Genomic DNA, 26,204 nt, shown 5'->3' with positions numbered 1-26,204 from the left:
GCCTGCGTTCGCAAGATGGTTGTGATACTAAATTCTATGTTAAGAGATGGCGTCATGTGGGATGAGAACATAGCGAAAAATTAGCTATTGACGCCATAGTCGTTTGTTATGCCACGACTCAAAGCTTTTCACTGAACTCGCCACATTGTTTACATTTATAGCCTTGTTTGTAGAAAAATAGTGGGAAACCTAACAATATGAAAACTAGAAATGCGGGACGCTTGCCCTGTGTGTGAGCAGTTATCTCACTACTGCCACAATGGGGACAAATATCTTGTTGCTCTCCCATAGCTTCAGAGTGCTTTTCAAGACTTTCAGAAAAATCACTAGTCAGGATTTCAGTAGCTTCTTCAAAGTCTTTTTCTGAAACCATCAAGCGCACACCTCCAATAGCATTTGAATATAACCATTGTGTATTCACCGTATGCTCATCTGCAATGAAGCTTTCGATGCCAGCACTTTCAAGGTTAGCTCTCGCTATATGAGCTTCATGAGGAAAAGAAAACCTTGCTACTACAATCATGAATTTCTCCTTGTGGCATAACGCTTTCTATACGGCCAATTGCCGCCTTTTAGGCACACTACCGCCTTCTTTCATGACAAAAGAAAGTATGAATACTAGCACTTATCTTAATGAAATAAACAGAAAAGCAGTATGAATATGTGTGCTCAAACACGCAATTAGACGGCGCAATAACGTCTAATTTTCATAATAGGGTTATGTTTATAAGACTGTACAAACATCCAGGTAAAATGTTCATGAAAAGTCAATTTTTGCTTAGTGTCAAAGAACACATGATCACTCGTCACTACGCCAATAAAACCATCAAAAGTTACCTGTTTTGGATAAAACGTTTCATTATCTTCCACCAGCTTGCGCACCCATCAACGTTGTCTGAAGGCGACGTTGAGCGCTTTCTTAGCCATTTAGCGGTTGATCAAAAAGTAGCAGTAAAAACACAAGCACTCGCGCTTAACGCGATTTCATTTTTATACCGAGAGTACTTTCAAATGCCGCTATCACTTGATATGCGATTCCAAAAATCCTTGACAGAAAAGAAGCTGCCGGTTGTTTTAACGAGAGAAGAAATTCGACGTTTTGTGCAGCACATTGACCCAAGATATAAGCTTCAAATTCAGCTGTTATACGGTTCCGGCCTACGGATAATGGAATGTTTACGACTCAGGATCCAGGACATCGATTATGATTACGGTGCGATTCGAGTTTGGCAAGGTAAAGGCGGTAAAAATCGTACGGTAACATTAGCCAAAGAGCTACATGAACCTCTCAAAGCTCAAATGAACTTAGCTCGAGATTACTATTTAAAAGATCGCCATGCCGCGGGTTATTCTGGTGTGTATATATCCGAAGGATTGCGAAGAAAATACCCAGGCGCAGAGTTGGATTTCAATTGGCACTTTCTATTTCCCTCTACCAAGCTAAGTATTGATCAAGAAACAGGAGAGCTAAGACGTCATCATATTAACGAAACAGCCATTCAGCGTGCTGTAAAACGTACAGCCAAGGAAGCTAGAAAAGATAAAATCGTCACCTGCCATACGCTTAGGCATAGCTTTGCTACGCACTTATTGGAGTCCGGAGCAGACATCCGAACGGTCCAGGAACAGCTTGGTCATAGCGATGTGAAAACCACTCAAATTTATACTCATGTTATTGAACGTGGTGCCGGAGGCGTACTGAGCCCTCTTTCCAGCTTGTAGAAATACAAAAGCCACTTTGCAGTGGCTTTTAGAGATACGAGAGTTTAGTTAATTTCGTTCACCTAGCTTAACGTGACCTTTTGAGTCAAACCAGAGCGCTTGTGAACGGCGACGACCAAGTAGCATCGGGCCGTCATCGTAAAACAAGAAGTTCTTCCAGTGCTTTTTAAAGATTGACCACTTGGTCTCGATCACATTGTACTTCTCATAGCAAAAGTACACGGTCACATCGTCTTGCCAATCAATAAACGCATCAACTTCTTCTGGTAGACCAGGCTCGTCTGCTTCCCAAGCGGCCATCCAATCTACTTCCTCTGGCCAATTCGATTCTTTCATTGGCCAGTCTGAAGAGCTCAAACGATCCATATCTGGACTTTGTGCACTAATATTCTCTTTCCAGAACTGAGCGGCACGCGCCAAGCTCATCGGCTTAATAAAAGCGAGATCTTCTTCTGGCACCGGCATCGACTGGTGAGTAAAAATCCATTTTCTTTGGTATTCGTCCAAAGGCAAATAAGACATTCAGTCTCCTTTTTTACGACTTCAGCCAACCTTTTTCGGTGGCTCCTTCAATCAGCTGTTTGGCTTTGTCCCACAAGGTGACAGAACCAAGTTCAATTCTTTTGTTAATCGTCAACGCTTGCTCGCGCGTTACCCCATTCTCAATCCAACTTTGACCATCATTGTGGTAGTTAAGCAACATTGGGATCAGACGATCCAGTGCTTTGGCATACTTGGCGTCATCTGTTTGAGCTGCTTCAAATTCATTCCACAACGCAAGTAGCTCATCACCTTGCTCGCTTGGTAGCATACCAAATAAACGTTGAGCCGCTTGGCGCTCTTTCTCTTCTTGCTCTTGTGATGCAGCAGTATCATAAACAAAGGTGTCGCCCGCGTCGATCTCTACCACGTCATGAATAAGCAGCATTTTCATTACTCGAGCAATGTCAACTGGTGCATTGGCGTGTTCTTGCATTAATACTGCCATCAGCGCAACATGCCAACTGTGTTCAGCGCTATTTTCTAACCGCCCGTTTGCGCTTTTTACACGGGTTCTACGCAACACATTTTTCAGTTGGTCGAGTTCAATTATCAGCGCTAATTGCTTTTCAAGCCTTTCCATTTATCGAGCCTCCTCTTTCCAATTAGGATTGGTCAACGATGTCAGTACATGATCTTGCCACTCACCGTTAATCAAGAGATAGTCCTTTGCATAGCCCTCTTTCACAAATCCAGCATGCTGTAAGACCGCTTCACTACGTTTGTTGTGCGGCATATATCCTGCCTGAATACGATGCAGCTTTTGCACCTCAAACATATAATCACAAGCCATTTTAAGTGCACGGCGCATATAACCATGACCTTGTGCATCTTCAGCAAGAGAATAGCCAACATTACAGGCATAAAGTGGGAATCGTGTCAGGTTACTGAAAGAGAGCGTACCCAGCATTTTTCCAGATTTCGCCTCAACGAGTAAGCAATAGTAACCAAGTCCTAAGCGATGAAGCTCATTAAGTTTTATCAACTTTTGCAACCAACTATTGACCGAAAAGAACGCTTCTTCGCGTTTAGGCTCAAACGGTTCAAGGTATTTTCTGTTCACTTGGAAATAAGCTGCAATCATATCGGCATCACCGATTTCGGCAGTACGTAGAAGCAAGTCGCCGTCCAGCTTATGAACGGCGATAGATGAGCTTTTGTCTTCCATTTTAAATGACAACTTCCGTTTTAAATTCGATACCGCTTAATTCTTACGAATACCGTAATCGCGCAATTTGTTTGCGATTGAAGTGTGTGAAACGTTGAGACGTTTCGCTAACTTTCGGCTTGACGGGAATGACTGATACAAACGTTCAAGTATCTGAGATTCATAATCACGCATGATCTCATCCAGCGAACCATCCAAATTTAATGTCGCACTACCGCCACCAACCGCCTGTGGCTGAGGTAAGTTAAAGTGTTCTGTTTTAAGTAGATGGCCTTCCATCTCCGTCAATGCACGAAGTACCATGTTATCGAGCTGGCGCATGTTCCCTGGCCATTGGTAGCTTGCTAGGGCATCCACTAATTCTTCATCTAAATCTGGCTTATCGATCCCAAGTTGTTGCGAATGTTTCGTCACGAACAGATCCAGTAATGGCGCAACATCGTTAGAACGCTTACGCAGAGGTGGAATCGTTAACGTCAGAACATTAAGGCGATAATACAAATCTTCACGGAACTTGCCTGCCTCTGCGAGCTCGGCGAGGTTGTGCTTAGTTGACGCAATAATACGAACGTCTACATGCATCTCATCTTCTGCGCCTACACGGCGGAAATTACCATCTTGTAAAAAGCGCAGTAGCTTAATTTGCAGATGCGAGCTCATTTCACCAATTTCATCTAAGAAAACAGTGCCGCCATTAGCTTGCTCGAAAATACCTTTGTGGCCTTGCTCATGATTAAACGAACCAGGTGCATGTCCGAACAGTTCCGTTTCGGCAACATCATCCGGCATCGACGCACAGCTCAACACTAAAAATGGCTTATTAGCACGGCCTGAGCGGCTGTGACAGGCTTTGGCTAACATCTCTTTACCCGTCCCAGTCTCCCCTTCAATCAACAGTGGTTGGTCAAGAACAGAGAGTTTTTTTGCTTGATTCATCAACGCTTTATGACGATTAGACAAACCAACAAAATGTTCAAAGCCAAGTTGATTTTGCAGTGGCAGTGTTTCTTCAATTTGCGCACCTTGTTGGCTAGAACGAATAGTCATTAGCGTACTGGCGAGCGTTGAGTTTTGTGCCTCGTCTTTGATGTACACTGGCATTAACTCAATCACGTAATCCAAACCATCAATAACCAAGCTTTCGCGCGTGCGCGCATTAACGCCTTCAGTCCAACGAGAAAAACGCACGCTTGGCAGCAGCGTACCAATTTGCATACCAATGACATCTTGCTTGTGTTGGCCAAGAAGAGAAAGGGCGGCCATATTCGCCATGTCTACCGCACCTTTTAGGTCAATGGCAAACACGGGATCTGGCAAGTTATCCACCAACGACAACAGCTCCGTATTGTGGCGCTCCATTGGCATAAATTGGATTTTACGTACGTCTTTTACCCCCGGAATACGGCGGATTTCAGCCATCAATTCACTAAAGGTATCAAAATCAATATCTGGGCAATTTAAGTAAATGATGCCACTGATATCAATTTCGATACCACGCAAATCGATACTTTTAGACGCTAAAATATCGAGCAATTCTCGGGTTAAGCCGAGTCTATCTTCACAAAGGACTTCAAGACGCACTGAAAATATCCCAATTCACAACTGTCAGGAAAAGTTGACAGTAGTTTCTACCAAGCTTGGAATGCCGTCAAGCAATCCTGACGGTCAAAGATGACATTCGTTACGGTTTCATTGTAATTGATGCAACTTTCGCCACGATCTCTTTACGAATTGCGCTGAGTTTCACTTGTCGCTCTGGGTACCAAGGTAATGGACGCAATAGTGTCATTGCTTTTAAACCTAGACGCGCGGTAAGAATCCCAACCCCCAAACCTTGCCCTGCTCTGGCCGAAACTTTACCCGCAAGATCCATCGACATTAAATCCATACCTGCGTCGATAACCAGTTCACTCGCACCCGCCGCCGCCATGTTGACGAATACCGAGCGTAGTAACTTAATGCGTGACGCATAGCCAAGCTCAACCCCATACACTTTCGAAAGGTTGTCGATCATCTTGAAATTGCGCCAAGCCACTAGCAACATGTCAGCGGCGGCCAATGGGCTCACGGCAACTAACGCGGCAGATTCGGTTGCATGCTGAGAGACCACCTTAGTCGCGAGTTTATCTTGTTGGCTCACCACCATGGCATCGTACATATCCAGAATTTCCGCATCACTGTGTGCGGGATTAACGCTATTCTTCCAGCGATCGAAACCTGGATTTTCTGGCAGTACGCCACTTTGTTCAGCCAATTTGTCACAAAATGCTTTGCCTTTACCAACACTTTGGCTATCGATAAGCGCTTCACTCTCTTCTTGAGCGCTAAAGTGATTACGTAGTTTACGCAATTTCCACAGCTCTTTACCCAGCGCGCCTAAACCAAAAGAGGCGATAGTAGCAATAAAGCCTACCCATCCGAGCGCTAACCAATCTGCGGTTTGAACTGCCGTCACTACGGAATCAACCACTTGCCAGCCAACCAACCCGGTAAAAGTGACAAACAGCCCTGTCGTTAGCCATTTACGCCCAAGTTTCGGCCTGATCACTTGCTCCAGTTGCAGCTCTTGTTCCGTATCGAGATCATTTTCTTCGTTCGTCGATGGGACAAAATGTTCTTGTTTACTGAACGTCTTTTGCGCGGTCAATTCTGGCGATGCACTCTCTTCTTGCTTGTGTATTACTTTTTCTGAGAAGACTTGTTTTTGTTTGAATTCGCTCATTTCAATTTGTCTCCAATTAAGAATTCCAACGCCTTGTCTAACCGAATATGCTTCATTGGTTCATCCGCCTGTAAAGACATAGGGCGGAAAGAAGTAAAATCGAAACCACTATTTTGCCAATACGCAGAATTCGGCAGCTTCTTCGGAACTTCACCCGGGAACATGGTCATCGGCTCACCTTCTAGCGTGGTGCCTTGCAACGCAGAGATTGTTTTGTCACCCGACGAAATGAAGCCCGATGTCGTTGCCTGAATGGAGGCGATGCTCATACAACTCATTTCAATATTCTCATAAGCTGCGGCTTGCCAAGCCGGGTGCACCATTTGTTGTAATAGAGACACCAAATGTGGATGTTGGTCCGGCGTCACATGATCCGCTTTGGTCGCAGCAAACAGCACTTTGTCGATCTTTGGTGAAAACAGCCGGCGTAAAAAGCTACTTCGTCCATAACGGAAGCTGTGCATGATCTGTTCGAGCGCTTGGCGCATGTCGTGAAACGCTTCATCACCTGCGTTTAGTGGCTGCAAGCAATCCACCAGCACGATCTGACGATCAAACGTAGCAAAGTGATGTTTATAAAACGACTTTACAACTTTCTGTTGATACTCGTGATAACGCGCTTCTAATACGGCAAGATTACTGCCTTTTTTCGGTTTAGATTCTGCATTAAATCGGCATGGGAAAAACTGCAGTACCGGTGCTCCAGCCAGTTCTCCCGGCAGAACAAAACGCCCAGGCTGCACCCAATGCAATCCCGCATCTTTACACGCATGCAAATAATCGGTATACGATTGCGACACTTTTTCAAGCTGCTTTTCATTCACATCAGCGTGTAAATCTACCTGCTCAAGCGCATCAAGCCACTCACTGGCGAGATCGCTTCGCTGCCCTTTTAGCGCTTCAAACTGAGAATGGGACCAAGTAGCAAAGTCCATCTCAAGCAAAGGCAAATCAAGTAGCCACTCGCCCGGATAGTCGATGATATCCACATTCAACACGGCGGTTTTACTCAGCCACTTTTTACTGGTCTTATTGGGTTTGTATTTCAATGCTAATCGAATTTCGCTCACGTCACGGGTTGGGACGGGCCATTGTGGTGGCGTGGCATGAATTTGGGTCATCGCATCATCATAAGCAAATCGCGGCACCATCATATTAGTTTGCGGCTCACGCTTCGCGCCGATCAAGCGCTTATCTCGCGCCGCATTTAATAGTGGTAAATTATCATGCGTCGCGGTATGCAGCAGTTGATTGACTAGAGAAGTAATAAAAGCCGTTTTGCCTGCACGAGACAACCCGGTCACAGCGATCCTTACGTTAGAATCCATCCCACGACTGATAAAGTCGTTCACTTCTTGCGTTATTCTTTTCATTCTTTTATCTCATCAATTCATACTACGCAGTGTAATTTTACCAACCTTAATCCACGATGAACAAAATATTCACTGAAAATTATCCCTTCAAAAAAGCAAAAGCCCCTGAAGATTTCAGAGGCTTATAGGGTTTCATTGCTGACGCACTGTCTAATCGTCTTCAATCAACTTGTAGATCACAAACAAAGCGATTTCTAGAATCAGCCACAATACACAAGTAATAGTGACGTATTTCTCATCGAAGATACTAATACCGTTAAGAACCAAGTCGTAGCCTACAAAGCCACCTATCACAACAGCAAGAACTATTTGTAAAATTTGAATAAAACGAGGCATGCCGTCTCCTAATCATGGTCAGCATAACAGTGAGATTTGCTATGCCTATAAGTAAATATAGTCATTATATAGACAAAAAGTGCCGCTTTCGCTGCACTTTTTTCAATTGTTTACCTGTTAAATCAGCACCTTGTCACATTCTACCGACTGAGAGATGAAAGAATAGACACATTGCTTAGCTTATACTTCCATCTCTTGGATTTTCACTTTCCACGTATCTGGACCAATTTGATGAGCATTGGCTCCGCGAGAGTCCACCGCGACAGTAACTGGCATATCTTCGACTTCAAACTCGTAGATGGCTTCCATACCTAAGTCTTCAAACGCCACCACGCGCGCTTTTTTGATCGCTTTCGCGACAAGGTATGCTGCACCGCCAACAGCCATGAGATACACCGCTTTATGGTTCTTGATAGACTCAACAGTAGCAGGACCACGCTCTGCTTTACCAATCATGCCCATAATACCCGTCTCTTCTAACATCATGTCGGTGAACTTATCCATGCGTGTTGACGTCGTTGGGCCAGCCGGACCGACAACCTCATCGCCTACCGCATCAACGGGGCCAACGTAATAGATGAATTTACCTTTCAGATCCACGCCTTCTGGCAGGCCTTCACCGGCTTCTAACATACCTTGAATTCGCTTATGCGCGGCATCACGACCGGTTAGAATTTTTCCTGACAGCAAAACGGTTTCACCCGTCTTCCACTCCTGAACTTCTTCTTTGGTTACCGTATCGAGGTTCACGCGGCGTGTATTCTCACCCGCTTCCCAAGTGATATCAGGCCATTCTTCAAGCTTAGGTGGCGTTAGCTCTGCCGGGCCACTGCCATCTAGAGTGAAGTGAACGTGGCGCGTTGCCGCACAGTTCGGGATCAAGCAAACCGGCTTAGAAGCTGCGTGCGTTGGTGCAGTTTTGATTTTCACATCAACGACGGTGGTCAGGCCACCAAGACCTTGTGCACCAATACCAAGCTTATTTACACGCTTGAAGATATCAAGTCGAAGTTCTTCTTCTGCGTTTTGCGGGCCACGATCAATCAATTCCTGAATGTCGATATGCTCCATCAACGATTCTTTTGCCAGTACCGCGGCTTTCTCTGCCGTACCACCGATACCAATGCCTAGCATACCTGGTGGACACCAACCCGCCCCCATTGTCGGTAGCGTTTTTTCTACCCATTCTGCAATATCATCCGATGGGTTTAACATCACCATCTTGGTTTTATTTTCACTGCCACCACCTTTTGCTGCAATTTGAATTTCAACGTTATCGCCTGGCACCATGTTAATGTGTACAACCGCTGGTGTGTTGTCTTTGGTGTTAATTCGTTTACCTGCAGGATCCATCAGAACCGAGGCACGCAATGGGTTATCCGGATTTGTATAAGCTTGTCGAACACCTTCATCCACCATTTGTTGAACCGTCATGTCGGTAGAATCCCACTGCACACCCATACCGATATTAACGAAACACGTTACAATGCCGGTGTCCTGACAAATTGGTCGATGGCCTTCTGCCGACATACGGGAATTAATTAAGATTTGAGCTATCGCGTCTTTCGCAGCCTGGCTCTCTTCGCGGTGGTAGGCTTTTTCAAGGGCTTGAACAAAGTCTAGCGGGTGGTAGTAAGAAATATACTGTAGCGCATCAGCAACACTGCTGATGACGTCCTGCTTGCGTATTACCGTCATTGCATGCCTCATTATTGTTATGCTTTGCTTCCATTAGTGGCTTGGCTTCTGTCGTGTTTGTTGAGCTTATTGCTCTTAAAATGAGCTTCGTTTTCTTTAAACGTTCGTTTTTATAAACAATTCGTCGAACGGCTGATATCGACACACGAGTGATTGAAGACGCCTTGTCATAGTGTAAAACCACCTCAAAGCCTTTGTATAGAAGTAGTTTGGGTTTATGATACTCTTGCAGCTCATGACATGCCATGCAGTGAATGAACTCTTTGTCACAATTTAAACAAATGAATAACATGGATACGCAATTGCTTGATTTTAAGGCATTGGATTACGCCAACGACCTCGCTATTTCTCTCTTTTCTCGTATTGAACAACTGCCTTGGGCAATGCTGCTGCGTTCTGCGTCTGATACGCACATTGACAGTCGTTTCGATGTATTGGTTGCGAACCCAATCGCAACGTTAGAAACCATTGCCAACGACACTCATATCAAAACGACGTGGCAAGACTACGTTTCTCAAAATGATCCGTTTTCGCTGCTGGATGAACTACAACAACAGCTTCTTCCTAATCTTGAACTTGGGCCTGAATGGGACTTGCCGTTTGTTGGTGGCGCGCTAGGTTACTTTAGCTACGATTTAGGTCGCCGCGTAGAATCGATACCAGAACTGGCCAGCAAAGACCTGCAAACACCCGATATGGCAGCAGGCATCTATGAATGGGCATTAGTCGTCGACCACAAACTCAAGAAGGCGTGTGTGGTTGGGCAAAATATCGAACAGGCATGGCAGTGGTTGACTGAGCAAGCAGCAACGCTTACTGAAGCGTTCAAACTCACCGGTGATTGGCAATCGAACATGACGCAAACATCGTACGCCGCTCGTTTTAATCGCGTACAAGAATACCTACTGAGTGGCGATTGCTACCAAATCAATTTAGCCCAGCGTTTCAATGCCCCTTACCTAGGCAGTGAATGGCAGGCATACCTGAAATTGGAATCGGCAAACCAAGCGCCTTTTTCTGCTTTTATTCGCATGCCAGGATCCGTCATTTTGAGTATCTCACCAGAGCGATTCTTAGAGTTAAAAGAGCGAGTTATTGAAACCAAGCCTATCAAAGGAACGCGCCCTCGTACTCTCGATGAAAAACAAGACCAAGCCAATGCGCATGACTTGCAAACCGCAGAGAAAGATCAAGCTGAAAACCTGATGATTGTGGATCTGCTGCGCAATGACATTGGCCGCGTCGCGACACCAGGTAGTGTGCATGTGCCTAAGCTGTTCGATATTGAAAGCTTCCCTGCGGTGCATCATCTAGTAAGCACCATTCGAGCACAGTTAGATGTGAAATACAGTGCTGCCGATTTACTGCGAGCCTGCTTTCCTGGAGGTTCTATCACTGGCGCACCAAAAGTTCGCGCGATGCAGATCATTGAAGAGTTAGAGCCTCACCGTCGCAGTGCATATTGTGGCAGCATTGGCTATATCTCTCGTCATGGCCGCATGGACACCAGCATCACCATTCGCACCCTAGTTGCCGAAGATAACCAGCTTTACGCATGGGCAGGTGGTGGCGTTGTTGCCGACAGTGATTGTGCTGCAGAGTATCAAGAAACATTAGATAAATTATCTAAGATCCTACCGGCCCTGAAGTAACAGTCTTCTAATACCTGAGTCCCCATCCATCACGACAAGGGGCAAACCCGTCTTCTGGTTTGCCTTCTCTCCTATCCAGAGTGGCTATTGCACTCAATTCAATATAAGTTGAACATACCCAAGCGACTTTAATATGCTTAGGTATTGGCCCGATTAAAAAGGACAGTGCTTTGGTTATCGACAAAACGACCTTACTTCAAAATTTTCAGTTGAATTTACCAACTGGCTATCATGATGAGTCTTTAAAACGCCTTGCAAACGTAAGGCAAGAGACATTACGTGAAGCTGCGGTACTGATTGGTTTTGTCGAAAGGGCTGACGGGTTTCAGGTTATTTTCACCAAGCGTGCAATGCATTTACGCCACCATCCTGGGCAAATATCATTCCCTGGAGGCAAGTTTGAGCACTCAGACGAGCGTTTGGTGAATACCGCTTTACGCGAAGCAGAAGAAGAAATCGGTATATCCCCACGACATATCGATATATTTGGGCAACTGCCAAAGCTACCAACGATTAGCCAATTTAATGTAACGCCTTTCTTAGCTTTCGTTTCACCGGATTACGTCACTTGTATCGATCCAAACGAAGTGGAAGCGGTATTCGAAGTACCAGCCAACCATATTTTGAATCCAGAAAAACTCTATAGTGCGAAGTTCCGTCTAAAAAACACCAGTCACCGAGTGTTTGCTATTCCATTTGAGCAACATTTCATTTGGGGTATGACAGCACAAATCATCGAATCGATGCAAAAACATATCACTCATAATTGACTTCTCTATCAATGATAAAGAGACAATAAGAGCAAACATCATATGCATCTATATTAATTAAAAGTTCTTTTTCAAACATTCTTTCACATTAGTTTTATTTGCCTTTATAAAGCAAACGCTTGCGTTGAGATAGGCTCATATAACCCAAACTTCGCATTAGTTTTTTTAACCCCATTCATTAGCAATAATCACATGTAGCACATTATTTTCGTGATAAGAAGCAGGTTTTTGGCATATCATGCAATGGCTGAGAGCAATACATGATTTAGATCTAAATTTTGCAATGTAAAATATTGCAAAATGCACCCGACTTATTTCCTGTTCCCAAAAATGAGTAACCCAAAATGAACACAACAAATTCGACGGCGACTGCCGTACCATCGCCTAGTAAGTTTACTTACAAAGATTTCACCTGGTGTCTATCTCTATTCGGCACCGCTGTAGGTGCTGGTGTACTATTCCTTCCTATCAAAGCGGGGGCTGGCGGCTTTTGGCCATTAGTTATCCTAGCGCTTATCGCGGCACCAATGACTTGGTTCGCGCACAAATCTCTAGCACGTTTCGTCCTATCTGCGAAAAACCCAGACGCAGACATCACTGACACAGTAGAAGAGCACTTCGGTAAGACTGGCGCAAACCTTATTACTTTTGCTTACTTCTTTGCTATCTACCCAATCGTACTTATTTACGGTGTTGGTATTACAAACACAGTTGATTCTTTTCTAGTTAACCAAATGGGTATGGAGTCGATCCCTCGTTGGTTGCTATCTGGTGCACTGATTGCGGCAATGACAGCCGGTGTCGTATTTGGTAAAGAACTGATGCTGAAAGCAACATCAGCAATGGTTTACCCACTAGTTGTTATCCTACTGGCACTTTCTGTTTACCTAATTCCTGATTGGAATACATCAATGATGGAAGTTGCACCAAACTGGGGTGAAGTACCGACTATCGTTTGGCTAGCAATTCCAATCATCGTATTTTCATTCAACCACAGCCCAATCATTTCTCAGTTCTCTAAAGAGCAACGCCAACAGTTTGGTGATGACGCAGTTAAGAAAACTGATGCTATCACTGGCGGCGCAGCAATGATGCTGATGGGTTTTGTAATGTTCTTCGTATTCTCTGTTGTTCTTTCTCTATCTCCAGAAGCACTAGCAACAGCACAAGAGCAAAACATCTCTGTTCTTTCTTACCTTGCTAACGTTCACGAATCTCCACTGATCTCTTACATGGGTCCACTAGTGGCATTCGCAGCGATTACTTCTAGCTACTTCGGTCACTTCCTAGGTGCACACGAAGGTCTAGTTGGTCTAATCAAATCACGCTCTCAAACACCAGTAAGCAAGATCGAGAAAGCTTCTCTAATCTTCATCGTTATCACGACTTGGATTGTGGCTATCGTTAACCCAAGCATCCTAGGCATGATTGAGACGATGGGCGCTCCAATGATTGCAGGTATCCTATTCCTACTGCCTGTATTCGCGATGCATAAAGTACCAGCAATGGCGAAATACAAAACATCAGCACCTGTACAGCTTTTCACAGTTATCTGTGGTCTTGCAGCGATTACTTCTGTAATCTACGGCGCTCTTTAATCATCGCTCATTTTTTAGCGTGATTAATTCAAGAATATAACGATAAAAACAAGCCTCCCAACTCCCCTTGGGAGGCTTTTGTTCTGAGGTAATCGATATGATTAGTGTTTTTGATATCTATAAAATCGGCGTTGGTCCTTCAAGCTCACACACAGTAGGGCCGATGAAAGCGGGTAAAGAATTTATTGATGATCTTCGTTCAATGGGAAAATTACGCGACATCACTAAAATCACCGTTGACGTTTATGGATCACTATCACTGACAGGGAAAGGTCACCACACCGATATCGCTATCATCATGGGTCTTGCTGGCAATACCCCTGAGAAAGTAGACATCGACTCTATCCCGGGCTTTATCGCTCGCGTAGAAGAAACTGAGCGCCTTCCTGTTGGCATGCACTGTCACACAGTATCGTTCCCTAAAGATGGTGGTATGAACTTCCATACCTCTAATTTATCGCTGCACGAAAACGGCATGCAGATCCACGCTTGGATCGATGACGAAGTCGCGTACTCGAAAACGTATTACTCTATCGGTGGTGGTTTCATCGTCGATGAAGAAAACTTCGGCAAAGAAGAAGAAAACCCTATCAAGGTTCCTTACACATTCACAACCGCTGAAGAGCTTGTGAACCAATGTAAAGAACACGGTCTTTCTATCAGCGCATTGGTTATGAAAAACCAAGCGGCTCTTCACTCAGATGAAGAGTCTCGCACTTACTTTGCCAACATCTGGAAAACCATGCGTGAAGGTATGGAACGCGGTATGAATACGGAAGGTATTCTACCTGGGCCACTACGCGTACCTCGTCGTGCTGCAGCACTTCGCCAGCAACTACTGACTTCTGAAAAGACGTCAAATGACCCAATGGCAGTGGTTGACTGGGTAAACATGTTTGCTTTCGCAGTAAACGAAGAAAACGCTGCCGGTGGCCGTGTTGTAACTGCGCCAACGAATGGTGCATGTGGCATCATCCCTGCGGTACTGGCGTACTACGACAAGTTCATCCAAACCGTAACAGAAAAAGACTACATCCGTTACTTCGCTGCTTCTGGTGCGATCGGCGGTCTTTACAAGCGTAACGCTTCTATCTCCGGTGCGGAAGTTGGCTGTCAAGGTGAAGTTGGCGTAGCGTGTTCTATGGCGGCGGCTGGCCTTGCTGAACTTATGGGTGGTAGCCCAGAGCAAGTATGTATGGCGGCAGAGATCGGTATGGAACACAACCTAGGGCTAACTTGTGACCCTGTTGCTGGTCAGGTACAAGTTCCATGTATCGAACGTAATGGTATTGCGGCAGTGAAAGCGATCAACTCTACTCGTATGGCACTGCGTCGTTCTTCTGCTCCAACGGTATCTCTAGATAAAGTTATCGAAACCATGCTAGAAACGGGTAAAGACATGAACGCGAAATACCGTGAGACGTCTCAAGGCGGTCTAGCAATCAAAGTCATTTGCTAATCCCAAGAGCACGACATCAAGCCTGAGCCGACGCTCAGGCTTTTTTTTCATTAACTTTTCAAAACGTCATGAGTTGGGAATACAAAAAAGGCAAGCTAATCCGCTTGCCTTCTTATTGAAATTCTGGCCTTATTCGCCTTTGTAGATACAACCAGCTGTACAAGTCTCTTTGATCTCAACTTTGCTAAGTAGAGGTAGGTTTGGCTTAAGTTGCTCCCAAATCCACTTTGCTAATACTTCGCTCGTTGGGTTTTCTAAACCTTCAATATCGTTCAGGTAGTAGTGGTCTAAACGGTTGTAGATCGGTTTGAAAGCGGCTTTAATTTCAGCAAAGTCCACAACCCAGCCTGTATGTGGGTCCACCTCGCCTTCTACATAAAGACGAACAAGGAAAGAGTGTCCGTGCAAACGACCACATTGGTGTCCTTCTGGTACGTGCGGCAAGTGGTGCGCCGCCTCGAACATGAACTCTTTGTATAATTCGGTTTTCATCTTGATTCTCAGGCTTTAAAAAACACGCAATACTAAGGAATTCACCTGTCGATGACAAGCCTTAACACCTTCTGAGTTCAAGGCCATGAAGGCAAACGATTCTCCCACCAATCCTAGCCTCCCTTTTCAGCAAATCCTCACAATCATCGGTAACGGCTCTCTCATTTGGCAATCTTGCGGCGCAGTGTCAACACCTTGATTACATCGAACTCACGCCGGATTGACATAACCATATACTGTTTAGAGTCACAAGGATTCCTCTTGTCTATCACTCTCATGAAAATCCATCATTAATGTTGTTACGTTCGTTCCAATAACATTAATAAGAATAGGCGCTCAACCATCAGCTTAAAACTTCTTCTTGCACTGTTCTCGTGTTCAGTTGCGTACTTAATGACACTATCAGCTATCAATACTACCAACAAAAATCGCTGAACAATGATGTGCTTAGTGACCAATGAAGTACAGAGCAACATCGAAACCATCATTCATCATTTCCAACAAGGTAGTGAGCCAGCATATTCAGTCGAAAGTCGACACCATCACGCTAACGACACATCCCAATCGGCCTCTCATACTCGTGATATTTGCGTCGATTTAGAACATCAATCAGAGCGACTTGAGCGATTACTTAACCAATTTACGCTATCAAGAGAGAAAAGCGGGCACAAATAAGAAATTTCTCGTGTTTAAAGTGAATATAAAGGTTGAAGCTGTCGATTTGACAGGTAATATGTTCCGATGAATCTAAAAAATTCTATTCAGCACAACACGACGCCTGTTTTTTAATCAAACACGTAATAAGACAGCCATTTAATCTGTGTTGTGTTGCTTTTATGCCTTAACGGAGAATATTGAAAACATGACTTACGCGCCTGTATCAGACGTTTTGAAAGGTCAACTAGCGGTAGACAGTGAAGTAACTGTTCGTGGTTGGATCCGTTCACGTCGTGATTCCAAAGCTGGAATCTCTTTCCTTGCCATTTATGACGGCTCTTGTTTCGACCCGATTCAGGCCGTGGTCCCAAATAATCTTAATAATTACGACAACGAAGTACTTAAGCTAACTACTGGCTGCTCTGTTGAAGTAACAGGTAAGATTGTTGAGTCTCCTGCTGCTGGTCAGGCTTTCGAGCTTGCGGCAACTGACGTTAAAGTAGTTGGTTGGGTTGAAGACGCTGAAACTTACCCAATGGCTAAAACTCGTCACTCTATCGAGTACCTACGTGAAGTTGCGCACCTACGTCCGCGTACAAACGTAATCGGTGCAGTAGCACGTGTTCGTAATTGCCTGTCTCAAGCAATCCACCGCTTCTACCACGAGCAAGGTTACTTCTGGGTATCTGCACCACTGATCACCGCTTCTGACGCAGAAGGCGCAGGTGAAATGTTCCGCGTTTCTACGCTAGACATGGAAAACCTACCTCGCACTGACGCTGGCAAAGTGGACTACAACGAAGACTTCTTCGGTAAAGAGACGTTCCTAACCGTATCTGGTCAGCTAAACGCAGAAGCTTACGCGTGTGCACTAAGCAAAGTTTACACGTTCGGCCCGACTTTCCGTGCTGAAAACTCAAACACTAGCCGCCACCTAGCGGAGTTCTGGATGGTTGAGCCTGAAGTTGCGTTTGCAGAATTAGACGACGTAGCGAAACTGGCTGAAGACATGCTGAAATACGTGTTCAAAGCGGTACTTGAAGAGCGTCGTGATGATCTTGAATTCTTCGCGCAGCGCATCGACAAACAAGCGATCACTCGTCTAGAGCAATTCGTTTCTTCTGACTTCGCACAAGTAGACTACACGGACGCGATCCAAATCCTTCTAGATTCTGGTCGTGAGTTCGAATTCCCAGTTGAATGGGGTATCGACATGTCTTCTGAGCACGAGCGCTTCCTAGCAGAAGAGCACTTCAAAGCACCAGTAATCGTTAAGAACTACCCGAAAGACATCAAAGCGTTCTACATGCGTATGAACGACGATGGCAAAACCGTAGCGGCAATGGACGTTCTAGCACCAGGCATCGGTGAAATCATCGGTGGTTCTCAACGTGAAGAGCGCCTAGACATCCTAGATTCACGTATGCGCGAAATGGGCATCGACCCTGAGCACATGAGCTGGTACCGCGACCTACGTCGTTACGGTACAGTGCCACACGCAGGCTTCGGTCTAGGCTTCGAGCGCCTCGTTTCTTACGTAACCGGCATGGGCAATGTTCGCGATGTGATCCCATTCCCACGTACACCTCGCTCTGCGAACTTCTAATCGCGTTAATGCAACAGAATTAAAAAGACCTCCCTCGTGGAGGTTTTTTTTTATCTGTCATTTACGCAACATGATTTCTTATTCTTCTCTGTCGCAATTTTCTCTCCTAAATGTGAAATTATGTTCCATACTTTCAAGGATATAAAAACGCTTTTAGGAGAACGTGATGAAACTATTTACAATGGACGATCTTTCATATCGTGGCACACATCAAGGCGTTCATAGTTGGGATCATCCTGACAGTGATACCCCTTATTATTGGCACCCTGATTGGCTCCACATTGCTGAAGATGCGTTAGGGATCCACCCTAAAGCCGATATTGATGTACCTGAGGGAGAAACCGCTACAGAAGAGCATGCAAAAGTAGCAATCATCAAACACCTTAATGAAAATAATAACGGTTAGAAATGCGCTCATTTGCTGAGAATCAGTAAGTTATATATACAGAAAATCTATTCGAATGGCAGTTAAGCCGCAATGAATCCAACCACGCCCATCCTTGCTGGGTGTGGGGATAGCCTATCACTATACACACCGCGCCACCTCATCACGTCGCTCCAAAACCCTCGATTCCACTTTTAAATTCACCCGTAATGCCCCCCACTTTGCTCCCCCCTTTAAGGTGAACAAAATATCACCAACACCCCAGTTAACTCCTCAATAACACGCAACAATTAGAGAACATTACCTAATAAAACCTTCCATTTAGTTGGATTTCTGTTTCAAATCAAAATTATTTTAAGTTTTCTTTTCAACAACGGTTGTAACCGAAATTACTGAAAGGTATAAATATCAGCAGACCCCTTCGATTAACATGGATGAAGATTATGTTTGAAAAAGTCGTTGCCGCTCCGGCTGACCCTATTCTTGGACTCACTGAAGAGTTTAAAAAAGATACTCGCGCTGAAAAAATTAACCTTGGTGTTGGTATTTACAAAAACGAGCAAGGTGACACCCCTGTTCTTGCTACCGTAAAGAAAGCCGAAGCAATACTCGTTGAAACTGAAAAAACCAAATCTTACCTAACGATCGAAGGGACAGCAGAATACGCTTTAGCCGTGCAAAAACTGCTATTCGGTGCGGATGCTGACATCGTCGCAGAAAAACGCGCGAAAACCGCACAAGCACCAGGTGGCACTGGCGCTCTGCGTGTTGCTGGTGAATTCATCAAGCGTCAACTTGGTGATGCCAAAATCTGGATCAGTAACCCTACATGGGCAAATCACAACGGTGTCTTTACCGCCGCTGGTATTGAAACGGCGCAGTACAGCTACTACAACGCGGAAACGAAAGACAAAGACTTTGACGCCATGTTGACTGATCTTCAAACGGCATCTGAAGGCGACATCGTTCTTCTGCACGGATGCTGCCATAACCCAACGGGTATCGATCCAACAGCAGAAGAGTGGGAAACCTTGGCGAAATTAATGGCAGAAAAGAAACTTCTACCGCTATTTGATTTTGCCTACCAAGGCTTTGCAAAAGGTGTAGACGAAGATGCCGCAGGTCTACGTACTTTTGCTAAGTACAACAAAGAAATCCTTGTCGCGAGCTCATTCTCTAAGAACTTTGGCCTATACAACGAGCGCGTGGGCGCGTTTACTCTAGTTGCTGAATCAGAAGACGTGGCTGCAACGGCATTCTCGCAAGTAAAAGCAATCATCCGTTCTATCTATTCTAACCCTCCGGCGCACGGTAGTGCTGTCGTCACTCACATTCTGAACGACGCTGAACTGCGCGCAGAATGGGAATCTGAAGTGGCAGAGATGCGTGACCGCATCCAAGAGATGCGTGAGCTATTTGTCGCCACACTCAAAGCGGAAGGCGTAGATGCAGACTTTAGCTTTATCGAACGCCAAAACGGCATGTTTTCGTTCTCTGGTCTGTCTAAAGAGCAAGTGAACCGACTGAAAGATGAATTTGCTATTTACATTGTTGGCTCTGGACGAATTAGTGTTGCAGGCATGACCAAGTCAAACATGGGTCCACTCTGTAAAGGCATCGCAGCGGTACTATAATGCCAGCCAAATAAAATAAAAAGGTCAGCAATTGCTGACCTTTTTATTTATCGGCTGATTGTTCAATTTAGTAAACAAATTTAAGGCTGAACCCAACTTCGTTGATCTCTTCCGACGCTTCATTTTGATAATCCGTGTCGCGGTACTGATAGTAAAGCCCTGCCCCTATCACTTCATGCCATTGGTAATTGAACGCAATCTTATAATTGTTCTCATCCACAATATCACTGCGGTTCAAATGCACTTCAGCGATTGCCATCCACTTTTCGCTGAAGAGGTAATTCACACCGAGTGTCACTCTGTGAATGAATTCTGTTTCCGAAGAAAGTGCCTTACCCGTTTCATCGTTGGTCGCTTTAGCTTTAATCGAGCCTAAGCCATAAACGCCATAAATATCGAATTGTTCGTTGATACCGTAGCGGTAGCCACCACCAAACATTAAACGGTCAATTCGCAAAGTGAATGTGTCTGGGTGAAAGAACTGCGCGGTGTAATCTAAATTAAGTAGCCAATTATCCGTCAAAAGGTAATTGCCGCCTATACCTACCGTGGTCGCGTTAGAATTGTCTAACCATTCTTCATTAGTTGTACCAGCCCCAACATCAAGTTGTATGTGCTCATAACCAAACTTTTGAACCTGTTCCGCCTCTGAGGCAATACTCATTATAGGTAGTGCTACAAGAGGTGTAGCTAATAACCATCTTACCATTCTATTTCCTTCCATGAGGGGTCTCTAAATTGTTCTCACTGAGCGCTCTAATTCGGTAAATTAATGACAGGGTAACCGAATCAAAAAGTACGTGCTGTGCGCTCAGTCTTGATCTTACCACCCGCAACCAAAAAGAGTAACCCGATAAGATTCTGATTTAAAACTAGGTTAAGATTAACCTATCACTTCCAAATCAAAAGGCACCTTAATGGATGCAGAACTTCTCGAGATATATAACTTTCTCGCCAAGTATCCCCCATTTAACGAGCTACCAGAAGCAACTCTCACTAAAGTCACTGAAAGTATTGAAATCTCTTACTGCCGACAGGATACGCCAATCATTCACTTAGGCGATCACATCCACGATCTTTACATGGTAAGAAGTGGTGTAGTTGAAGTGTATCGTCGCAAGGGTGAGTTGTATAACCGACTCGACGAAGGTGACCTTTTTGGCCAAATGGGTCTACTTACCAATAATAAGGTTCGCTTTCCTGTAAAAGCGATTGAAGATTCCCTGCTGTACTGCATTCCTGAAGACGTTTTCCAAGAACTGTACGATAACTTCGAGACGTTTGCTGACTTTGTTGAAGTGGAAAATAGCGCACGGTTGCGTCAAACAGTGTCTGAAAACAGCGACGCCAACGATCTGACAACCTCTAAAGTGAAAACCCTACTCACTCGTGATGCGCCAACCATTGATCGCGACCAAACCATCCAGGAAGCAGCAAAGTTAATGGCTCAGGACAATGTCTCTTCACTGCTCATTGTTGACCCTGATTTTGTTCTGGATGAAGATGACCCGCAATCACCAGTAGTGGGCATCATCACTGATCGTGATCTGTGTACTCGCGTTTTGGCTGAAGGCCTGTCACCGCAAGACGATGTGTCGACGGTGATGACGACAGAAGTGATCTCTCTTGATCATAACGCCTACGTATACGAAGCGATGCTTACCATGCTGCGCTACAACGTTCATCATCTGCCAGTGGTTAAAGATCAGCTGCCAATTGGCATCATCGAAGCAACCGACATTGTTCGTTACGAATCGCAGAACTCGCTATTACTCGTCAGCAGTATCTTTCAACAACAAACCATCGAAGATCTGGCGATTGTTGCCGATGAAGTAAAAAGCAGTTTTGTACGCCTAGTCAACGAAGACGCTAACTCCCACATGGTAGGCAGTGCGATGTCAGTGATAGGACGAAGCTTCAAACAACGCCTACTTGAAATGGCTGAAGAGGCATTAGGCCCTGCACCGATACCGTATTGCTTCCTAGCTTTGGGCTCCATGGGTCGAGACGAGCAATTACTGGTAACCGACCAGGATAACGCGATTATTCTTGATGATAGCTATCAAGAAGAGCAGCACGGCAAATATTTTGAAGCGCTAGCGCAGTTTGTCAGCGATGGGTTGAACGTGTGCGGCTACAAATACTGTACCGGCGACATTATGGCGACCAATCCGATGTGGCGCATGACCCGCACACAATGGGAAGCCTGCTTTGCCGATTGGATTGATGACCCAAATCCTAAAGCCCTACTCAACGCTTCGATTTTCTTCGATTTAGATGGCGTTTATGGACGCTTAAAGTGGGCTGAGCAGTTAACCAGTTTCATTGTTCGTCGTGCTCGTAAGAACAATCGCTTCTTAGCCTGTTTAGCAAGAAATGCTCTGAACCGTACGCCACCTTTAGGCTTTTTCAAAGACTTTGTGATGGAAAAGGATGGTCAACACAAGAATTCTATCAACCTCAAACGTCGCGGCACTGCACCACTCGTCGATCTGATTCGTGTCCACTCACTTGCCGTTGGCTCACGCGCACAAAACTCATTTGAACGACTCGACGATATTATGGACGCAGGCATTCTGCCAAAGGGGCGAGCACAAAATCTAAAAGATGCGATGGAGTTCATCTCTATGGTACGCATTCGCCACCAAGCCATTGACGTAGAACTGGGGATCGAGCCAGATAATAATATCGAACCAGAAAACCTATCGGACTTTGAGCGACGCAACCTGAAAGATGCATTCCAGATACTGAGTAATGGTCAAAACTTCCTCAAATTCCGCTATCAAGCCAGCAATAGCTTCAAATGAGGTTTGTCATGATCAAAAAGCTATTTCAAAAGCCGGCTATCCAATGGCCAACAAAGTTCCACCATAAGCAAGAGCAAGCAAGCGACGAGCGTCTCATCGCCTTCTATGGCCATGTCCTCCCATCGTCGGATACGCCAATTTCGGACATTGAGTTCGTAGCTTTGGACTTTGAGACAACGGGTTTGAACCCGCAAAAAGATGGCATTATCACCATTGGATTAGTACCATTTAACCTCAATCGCATTTTTTTGCGCCAGTCCAAACATTGGAAGGTAAGACCGCAGGAAAAACTGGATGCGAATTCCGTCATCATTCACGGCATTACACACAGTGACTTGATAGATGCCCCCGATTTGAATGACATTCTCGGTGATTTTTTACACTGTTTAGCCGGCAAGGTTGTGGTCGTGCACTATCGTAGGATCGAGAGAGAGTTTCTAGACCAAGCCCTGCGCACACGTATAGGTGAAGGTATCGAGTTTCCGGTTCTCGACACCCTAGAAATCGAAGCTAACATACAACAGAAACTGTTTGGCGGCCTGTGGAATAAGCTGAAAGGCAAACAGCCAGAATCTCTACGCCTAGCGCAATCGCGTCGCCGGTACGGTCTTCCTGATTACACCCCCCATCACGCACTAACGGATGCGATAGCAACGGCGGAATTGTTGCAAGCTCAAATTGCCCACCACTATCGCCCTGAGCAACCTATCCGTGATTTTTGGTTATAGCCCCTATCCTTAAAGAGCAAATAAAAAAGGAGCCTTTTGGCTCCTTGTTATTACTTTCAATGTTCTCACAGTTTAAAGCGGCTGGTCTCTTGCGCTAACTCATAAGATAGCTCTGACAGATGCGCGGCTTGCTGTGCGGCCTGCTACGCTTCAACAGAAAGCTCACTGGAAGCATCACGAAGCCCTTCTGCATTACGTGTGATTTCAGTTGATACCGAAGCCTGTTCTTCCGCCGCAGAGGCAATTTGAGTTGCCATATCACTCATACGTTCTACTGCGGTATGAATTTGAGTCAGACTCACTGCCGTCGCCACCATATTAATTTCGTCTTGTTGACACGAAATTTGCTGGCTCTTTAATCATGCAACACTTGCGCTTCAATCTATTATTTATTGACGCTCTGTTCTCAATCCCATCACTAAGCTGACACACATTGCAAGCAGAACAAAAGTAAAGGGTAATGCCGTGGAAATTGCACCAGCTTGAAGGGCCTGAACGGCTTCAGAGCCACCTACCCACAGTAGTGCAACTGCAATCGCACCTTCCATAAACGCCCAAAACACGCGTTGCAGAACTGGGGCATCAACTTTACCACCTGCGGTGATGCTATCAATAACGAGCGACCCGGAGTCTGAAGAGGTAATGAAAAATACCAAAACCAAAACAACAGCAATAATAGATAGCATGTTACCGAATGGTAATACATCAAACATTTGGAACATCGCCAATGAAACGTCTGTTAGGCCATTGGCACCCAACTCACCCACTTTATTGATGACTTGGTCGATCGCTAAGCCACCAAATACTGACATCCAAACAATGGTTACAAACGTTGGCACAATCAAAACCGCGGTAATAAATTCACGAACTGTACGACCACGAGATACTCGAGCGATAAACATACCAACAAATGGTGACCATGAGATCCACCATGCCCAGTAGAATACCGTCCAACCTTGGAACCATGCTTCATCTGAGCGACCAAATGGATTACTCAGTGGAATGATGTTTTCTACATATGCCATCAGCGTTGTCGGAATAGAGCCTAGGCTTACAGCCCAACCAATCAACCCAACAAGAATAAGCAGTAAGAATGCAACAATCATGTTGATGTTACTGATAACCTTAACACCGCCATCAATACCGCGGATTACTGATACAACCGCTAGCAAGGTAACCACGGTGATAACAACAATTTGAAGGCCTAAGCCCGGCTCAACGCCAAACACGTGGTGAATACCACTTGCCGCTTGCTGCGCCCCAAGACCTAGAGAAGTCGCAAGACCAAACAGTGTTGCCAGTACGGCGAGAATATCAACAATGTGCCCCGCCCAACCCCATGCGCGATCGCCCAACAGTGGGTAAAAAATCGAACGCATAGACAAAGGTAGGCCCTTATTGTATGTAAAGAAAGCTAGAGAAAGTGCGACAACACCGTAAATTGCCCAAGGGTGCAAACCCCAGTGGAACATCGTCGCACCCAACGCAAGCTTTGCGGCTTCAGGCGTATTAGCTTCTACACCTAGTGGCGTTTCGTACCAACCTGTAAAGTATGCCACTGGCTCTGCCACACTCCAGAACATCAGTCCGATCCCCATACCCGCTGCGAATAGCATCGCAAGCCATGACATGAAAGAGTAATCCGCAACCGCATCTTTACCGCCAAGGCGAATCTTACCCATTGGCGACACAATAAGTGCTAAACAGAAGATAACGAAAATGTTGCTAGAAATGATGAACAGCCAATCGAAGGAGCCGATGATTTTCCATTTCAGACCATCTAGTGCGGTTTTGGCCGTGTGTGCATCAAGAACGAGCGCTGCAATAAGAAATAGTGCAATGAAACCAGCGCTAATACCAAAAACCGGATTATGGACATCAAACCCCCATTTTTGGACGTTGTCTTGCCCAACCGTATAGTCGGTACTATCAATGCTGTACTTATCTATACCTTTTGTCATTGTTCCTCTCTTTTGTGTTCAATTTTTAGCAAGAAACCAAGAATACTTTGAACACGATACATTTTGTTTTCCAGAAAGTCGGAGATCCTACCATTTGAGGCTTTTTTGTCTAGAATTTGCTGATATAAAATCCAATAACCCATTTATCAGCCAGTAAGATCAACCAAAAATAGTAAATAAACCCGCATGCACTTTTAGACTTCAAATATTTATTACTATAATCACTTTAGGTAATCCTGACTTACTTGCATCAATCCGTGTAAAGATTGTGAATAGAGAATACAATTCGTTAAAAATGATGCCCTCATTCAGCACTAAGCGCTTTTAATAGCAACGCTTTTGAGTTAGTGTCATCTCGTAACAAGATCCCCTTATGACTGGATGAAAAAATTGGAAAAGTACGAAGAAGTCTTGGTCTCGATTCGTCAGATCATCCGAGCTATTGATTTACATTCAAAAAAGTTGAGCAAAGAGTCTGGTTTGACTGCACCCCAGTTGATCCTCATGCGTGCCATTAGTGAATTGGATAATGTCACTATTAAGCAGCTGTCGAGCCATACCAATATGAGTCAGGCAACCGCGACGACCATCTTAGACCGACTAGAACGTAATCAGTATGTGGAACGCCGCCGCAGTGTTGAAGATAAGCGCAAGGTACATGCAGTTTTGACAGAACAAGGCCAATCCGTACTAGATCAAGCACCGACACCGCTTCAAGAGCACTTTATCAGCCGTTATCAAAAACTTGAGGAATGGGAGCAAAGTTTGCTTTTATCTTCCGTTCAACGCATCTCTGCCATGATGAATGCCGAAGATATTGATGTCGCACCAATGCTAGAATTAGGCAGCATCACTAAACCAGAATAAGTGTCTTTGTGTGCGCTCATGAGTTGGAA

The 26,204-nt window shown here is 45.0% G+C and carries 23 protein-coding genes and 2 pseudogenes; 12 read left to right on the top strand and 13 right to left on the bottom strand.

The features are described 5' to 3' along the window. Positions 1-118: 118 nt before the first annotated feature. Entirely contained in the window at positions 119-523 is a 405-nt protein-coding gene (locus AK965_RS17880) for a DUF2007 domain-containing protein (RefSeq protein ID WP_099080881.1), read from the bottom strand. Positions 524-759: 236 nt separating this feature from the next. Between AK965_RS17880 and AK965_RS17875 the strand changes: the two genes are divergently transcribed. Next, positions 760-1,722: an integron integrase gene (locus AK965_RS17875; RefSeq protein WP_099080880.1), complete on the top strand. Its 963-nt coding sequence runs from the start codon at positions 760-762 to the stop codon at positions 1,720-1,722. Positions 1,723-1,770: 48 nt separating this feature from the next. On the opposite strand, the gene AK965_RS17870 is transcribed toward AK965_RS17875, so the two are convergent. From AK965_RS17870 to AK965_RS17835, 8 genes are all read right to left on the bottom strand, one after another. Beyond that, a complete protein-coding gene (locus AK965_RS17870) occupies positions 1,771-2,244 on the bottom strand; it encodes a DUF2947 domain-containing protein (RefSeq protein WP_099080879.1) in 474 nt (157 codons plus the stop codon). 13 nt (positions 2,245-2,257) lie between these two features. Continuing rightward, complete coding sequence (locus AK965_RS17865; RefSeq protein WP_099080878.1) at positions 2,258-2,845, bottom strand: HD domain-containing protein; 588 nt, start codon at positions 2,843-2,845, stop codon at positions 2,258-2,260. Further along, complete coding sequence (locus AK965_RS17860; RefSeq protein WP_099080877.1) at positions 2,846-3,430, bottom strand: GNAT family N-acetyltransferase; 585 nt, start codon at positions 3,428-3,430, stop codon at positions 2,846-2,848. It abuts the gene before it with no gap. 36 nt (positions 3,431-3,466) lie between these two features. After that, positions 3,467-5,011, bottom strand: coding sequence for a transcriptional regulator TyrR (gene tyrR, locus AK965_RS17855; RefSeq protein ID WP_099080876.1), 1,545 nt, complete (start codon positions 5,009-5,011; stop codon positions 3,467-3,469). Positions 5,012-5,111: 100 nt separating this feature from the next. Further along, on the bottom strand, positions 5,112-6,152 hold the full coding sequence (locus tag AK965_RS17850; RefSeq protein WP_099080875.1) for a YcjF family protein: 1,041 nt from the start codon (positions 6,150-6,152) through the stop codon (positions 5,112-5,114). Beyond that, the gene (locus AK965_RS17845) at positions 6,149-7,525 is read right to left on the bottom strand and encodes a YcjX family protein (RefSeq protein WP_099080874.1); all 1,377 of its coding nucleotides are present in this window, start codon (positions 7,523-7,525) and stop codon (positions 6,149-6,151) included. The genes AK965_RS17850 and AK965_RS17845 overlap by 4 nt, the downstream gene beginning before the upstream one ends. A 150-nt stretch (positions 7,526-7,675) precedes the next feature. Further along, the gene (locus AK965_RS17840; protein ID WP_099080873.1) at positions 7,676-7,861 is read right to left on the bottom strand and encodes a hypothetical protein; all 186 of its coding nucleotides are present in this window, start codon (positions 7,859-7,861) and stop codon (positions 7,676-7,678) included. A 180-nt stretch (positions 7,862-8,041) separates the two neighbouring features. Beyond that, on the bottom strand, positions 8,042-9,559 hold the full coding sequence (locus AK965_RS17835; protein WP_099080872.1) for a fumarate hydratase: 1,518 nt from the start codon (positions 9,557-9,559) through the stop codon (positions 8,042-8,044). Positions 9,560-9,849: 290 nt separating this feature from the next. Between AK965_RS17835 and pabB the strand changes: the two genes are divergently transcribed. From pabB to AK965_RS17810, 4 genes are all read left to right on the top strand, one after another. Next, positions 9,850-11,211, top strand: a complete 1,362-nt coding sequence (gene pabB, locus AK965_RS17825; RefSeq protein ID WP_099080870.1) for an aminodeoxychorismate synthase component I — start codon at positions 9,850-9,852, stop codon at positions 11,209-11,211. Positions 11,212-11,381: 170 nt separating this feature from the next. Next, positions 11,382-11,981 carry a CoA pyrophosphatase gene (locus AK965_RS17820; RefSeq protein ID WP_099080869.1) on the top strand — a complete coding sequence of 200 codons (600 nt, stop codon included), beginning with the start codon at positions 11,382-11,384 and terminating at the stop codon, positions 11,979-11,981. Positions 11,982-12,325: 344 nt separating this feature from the next. Continuing rightward, on the top strand, positions 12,326-13,579 hold the full coding sequence (locus AK965_RS17815; protein ID WP_099080868.1) for an aromatic amino acid transport family protein: 1,254 nt from the start codon (positions 12,326-12,328) through the stop codon (positions 13,577-13,579). Positions 13,580-13,676: 97 nt separating this feature from the next. Beyond that, positions 13,677-15,038 carry an L-serine ammonia-lyase gene (locus tag AK965_RS17810; RefSeq protein ID WP_099080867.1) on the top strand — a complete coding sequence of 454 codons (1,362 nt, stop codon included), beginning with the start codon at positions 13,677-13,679 and terminating at the stop codon, positions 15,036-15,038. Positions 15,039-15,167: 129 nt separating this feature from the next. Here the strand turns inward: AK965_RS17810 and queD are convergent, their stop codons facing one another. After that, positions 15,168-15,530: a 6-carboxytetrahydropterin synthase QueD gene (queD, locus tag AK965_RS17805; RefSeq protein WP_099080866.1), complete on the bottom strand. Its 363-nt coding sequence runs from the start codon at positions 15,528-15,530 to the stop codon at positions 15,168-15,170. 508 nt (positions 15,531-16,038) lie between these two features. Here queD and AK965_RS17800 point away from each other — a divergent pair. The 4 genes and pseudogenes from AK965_RS17800 to AK965_RS17785 all read left to right on the top strand — a co-directional run. Then, a pseudogene (locus AK965_RS17800) lies at positions 16,039-16,205 on the top strand (methyl-accepting chemotaxis protein); the annotation flags it as partial. 187 nt (positions 16,206-16,392) lie between these two features. Next, the gene (gene asnS / locus AK965_RS17795; protein WP_099080865.1) at positions 16,393-17,793 is read left to right on the top strand and encodes an asparagine--tRNA ligase; all 1,401 of its coding nucleotides are present in this window, start codon (positions 16,393-16,395) and stop codon (positions 17,791-17,793) included. A gap of 166 nt (positions 17,794-17,959) precedes the next feature. Next, positions 17,960-18,199, top strand: coding sequence for a hypothetical protein (locus tag AK965_RS17790; protein ID WP_099080864.1), 240 nt, complete (start codon positions 17,960-17,962; stop codon positions 18,197-18,199). Between the two features lie 422 nt (positions 18,200-18,621). Beyond that, positions 18,622-19,812: an amino acid aminotransferase gene (locus AK965_RS17785; protein ID WP_099080863.1), complete on the top strand. Its 1,191-nt coding sequence runs from the start codon at positions 18,622-18,624 to the stop codon at positions 19,810-19,812. 67 nt (positions 19,813-19,879) lie between these two features. Here AK965_RS17785 and AK965_RS17780 read toward each other — a convergent pair whose 3' ends face one another. After that, entirely contained in the window at positions 19,880-20,521 is a 642-nt protein-coding gene (locus tag AK965_RS17780; protein ID WP_099080862.1) for an outer membrane beta-barrel protein, read from the bottom strand. Positions 20,522-20,729: 208 nt separating this feature from the next. On the opposite strand from AK965_RS17780, the gene AK965_RS17775 reads away from it, so the two are divergent. Together AK965_RS17775 and AK965_RS17770 are read left to right on the top strand one after the other, a co-directional pair. After that, on the top strand, positions 20,730-22,619 hold the full coding sequence (locus tag AK965_RS17775; protein WP_099080861.1) for a putative nucleotidyltransferase substrate binding domain-containing protein: 1,890 nt from the start codon (positions 20,730-20,732) through the stop codon (positions 22,617-22,619). Between the two features lie 8 nt (positions 22,620-22,627). Continuing rightward, a complete protein-coding gene (locus AK965_RS17770) occupies positions 22,628-23,347 on the top strand; it encodes a 3'-5' exonuclease (protein ID WP_172438187.1) in 720 nt (239 codons plus the stop codon). 65 nt (positions 23,348-23,412) lie between these two features. On the opposite strand, the pseudogene AK965_RS17765 reads toward AK965_RS17770, so the two are convergent. Together AK965_RS17765 and AK965_RS17760 are read right to left on the bottom strand one after the other, a co-directional pair. Further along, positions 23,413-23,676, bottom strand: a pseudogene (locus tag AK965_RS17765) (methyl-accepting chemotaxis protein); the annotation flags it as partial. Positions 23,677-23,736: 60 nt separating this feature from the next. After that, positions 23,737-25,308, bottom strand: coding sequence for a BCCT family transporter (locus AK965_RS17760; protein ID WP_099080859.1), 1,572 nt, complete (start codon positions 25,306-25,308; stop codon positions 23,737-23,739). 390 nt (positions 25,309-25,698) lie between these two features. On the opposite strand from AK965_RS17760, the gene AK965_RS17755 reads away from it, so the two are divergent. Further along, on the top strand, positions 25,699-26,175 hold the full coding sequence (locus AK965_RS17755) for a MarR family winged helix-turn-helix transcriptional regulator (protein ID WP_099080883.1): 477 nt from the start codon (positions 25,699-25,701) through the stop codon (positions 26,173-26,175). Positions 26,176-26,204 lie beyond the last annotated feature (29 nt).

The organism is Vibrio sp. PID17_43 (genome assembly GCF_002608565.1).
Classification (GTDB): Bacteria; Pseudomonadota; Gammaproteobacteria; order Enterobacterales; family Vibrionaceae; genus Vibrio.
Note: the sequence above shows the minus strand (reverse complement) of the source record. Positions and strands in the feature narration are given on the sequence as shown.

What these genes read in the sequence shown, in the direction of transcription:
- AK965_RS17770 (WP_172438187.1), top strand. Translation starts at nt 22,628, where the DNA reads ATGATCAAAAAGCTATTTCAAAAGCCGGCTATCCAATGGCCAACAAAG.
- AK965_RS17875 (WP_099080880.1), top strand. Translation starts at nt 760, where the DNA reads ATGAAAAGTCAATTTTTGCTTAGTGTCAAAGAACACATGATCACTCGT.
- AK965_RS17835 (WP_099080872.1), bottom strand. Translation starts at nt 9,559, where the DNA reads ATGACGGTAATACGCAAGCAGGACGTCATCAGCAGTGTTGCTGATGCG.
- AK965_RS17840 (WP_099080873.1), bottom strand. Translation starts at nt 7,861, where the DNA reads ATGCCTCGTTTTATTCAAATTTTACAAATAGTTCTTGCTGTTGTGATA.
- AK965_RS17870 (WP_099080879.1), bottom strand. Translation starts at nt 2,244, where the DNA reads ATGTCTTATTTGCCTTTGGACGAATACCAAAGAAAATGGATTTTTACT.
- AK965_RS17810 (WP_099080867.1), top strand. Translation starts at nt 13,677, where the DNA reads ATGATTAGTGTTTTTGATATCTATAAAATCGGCGTTGGTCCTTCAAGC.
- AK965_RS17760 (WP_099080859.1), bottom strand. Translation starts at nt 25,308, where the DNA reads ATGACAAAAGGTATAGATAAGTACAGCATTGATAGTACCGACTATACG.
- AK965_RS17785 (WP_099080863.1), top strand. Translation starts at nt 18,622, where the DNA reads ATGTTTGAAAAAGTCGTTGCCGCTCCGGCTGACCCTATTCTTGGACTC.
- AK965_RS17780 (WP_099080862.1), bottom strand. Translation starts at nt 20,521, where the DNA reads ATGGTAAGATGGTTATTAGCTACACCTCTTGTAGCACTACCTATAATG.
- AK965_RS17865 (WP_099080878.1), bottom strand. Translation starts at nt 2,845, where the DNA reads ATGGAAAGGCTTGAAAAGCAATTAGCGCTGATAATTGAACTCGACCAA.
- AK965_RS17845 (WP_099080874.1), bottom strand. Translation starts at nt 7,525, where the DNA reads ATGAAAAGAATAACGCAAGAAGTGAACGACTTTATCAGTCGTGGGATG.
- AK965_RS17880 (WP_099080881.1), bottom strand. Translation starts at nt 523, where the DNA reads ATGATTGTAGTAGCAAGGTTTTCTTTTCCTCATGAAGCTCATATAGCG.
- asnS (WP_099080865.1), top strand. Translation starts at nt 16,393, where the DNA reads ATGACTTACGCGCCTGTATCAGACGTTTTGAAAGGTCAACTAGCGGTA.
- AK965_RS17815 (WP_099080868.1), top strand. Translation starts at nt 12,326, where the DNA reads ATGAACACAACAAATTCGACGGCGACTGCCGTACCATCGCCTAGTAAG.
- pabB (WP_099080870.1), top strand. Translation starts at nt 9,850, where the DNA reads ATGGATACGCAATTGCTTGATTTTAAGGCATTGGATTACGCCAACGAC.
- AK965_RS17790 (WP_099080864.1), top strand. Translation starts at nt 17,960, where the DNA reads ATGAAACTATTTACAATGGACGATCTTTCATATCGTGGCACACATCAA.
- AK965_RS17850 (WP_099080875.1), bottom strand. Translation starts at nt 6,152, where the DNA reads ATGAGCGAATTCAAACAAAAACAAGTCTTCTCAGAAAAAGTAATACAC.
- queD (WP_099080866.1), bottom strand. Translation starts at nt 15,530, where the DNA reads ATGAAAACCGAATTATACAAAGAGTTCATGTTCGAGGCGGCGCACCAC.
- AK965_RS17860 (WP_099080877.1), bottom strand. Translation starts at nt 3,430, where the DNA reads ATGGAAGACAAAAGCTCATCTATCGCCGTTCATAAGCTGGACGGCGAC.
- AK965_RS17775 (WP_099080861.1), top strand. Translation starts at nt 20,730, where the DNA reads ATGGATGCAGAACTTCTCGAGATATATAACTTTCTCGCCAAGTATCCC.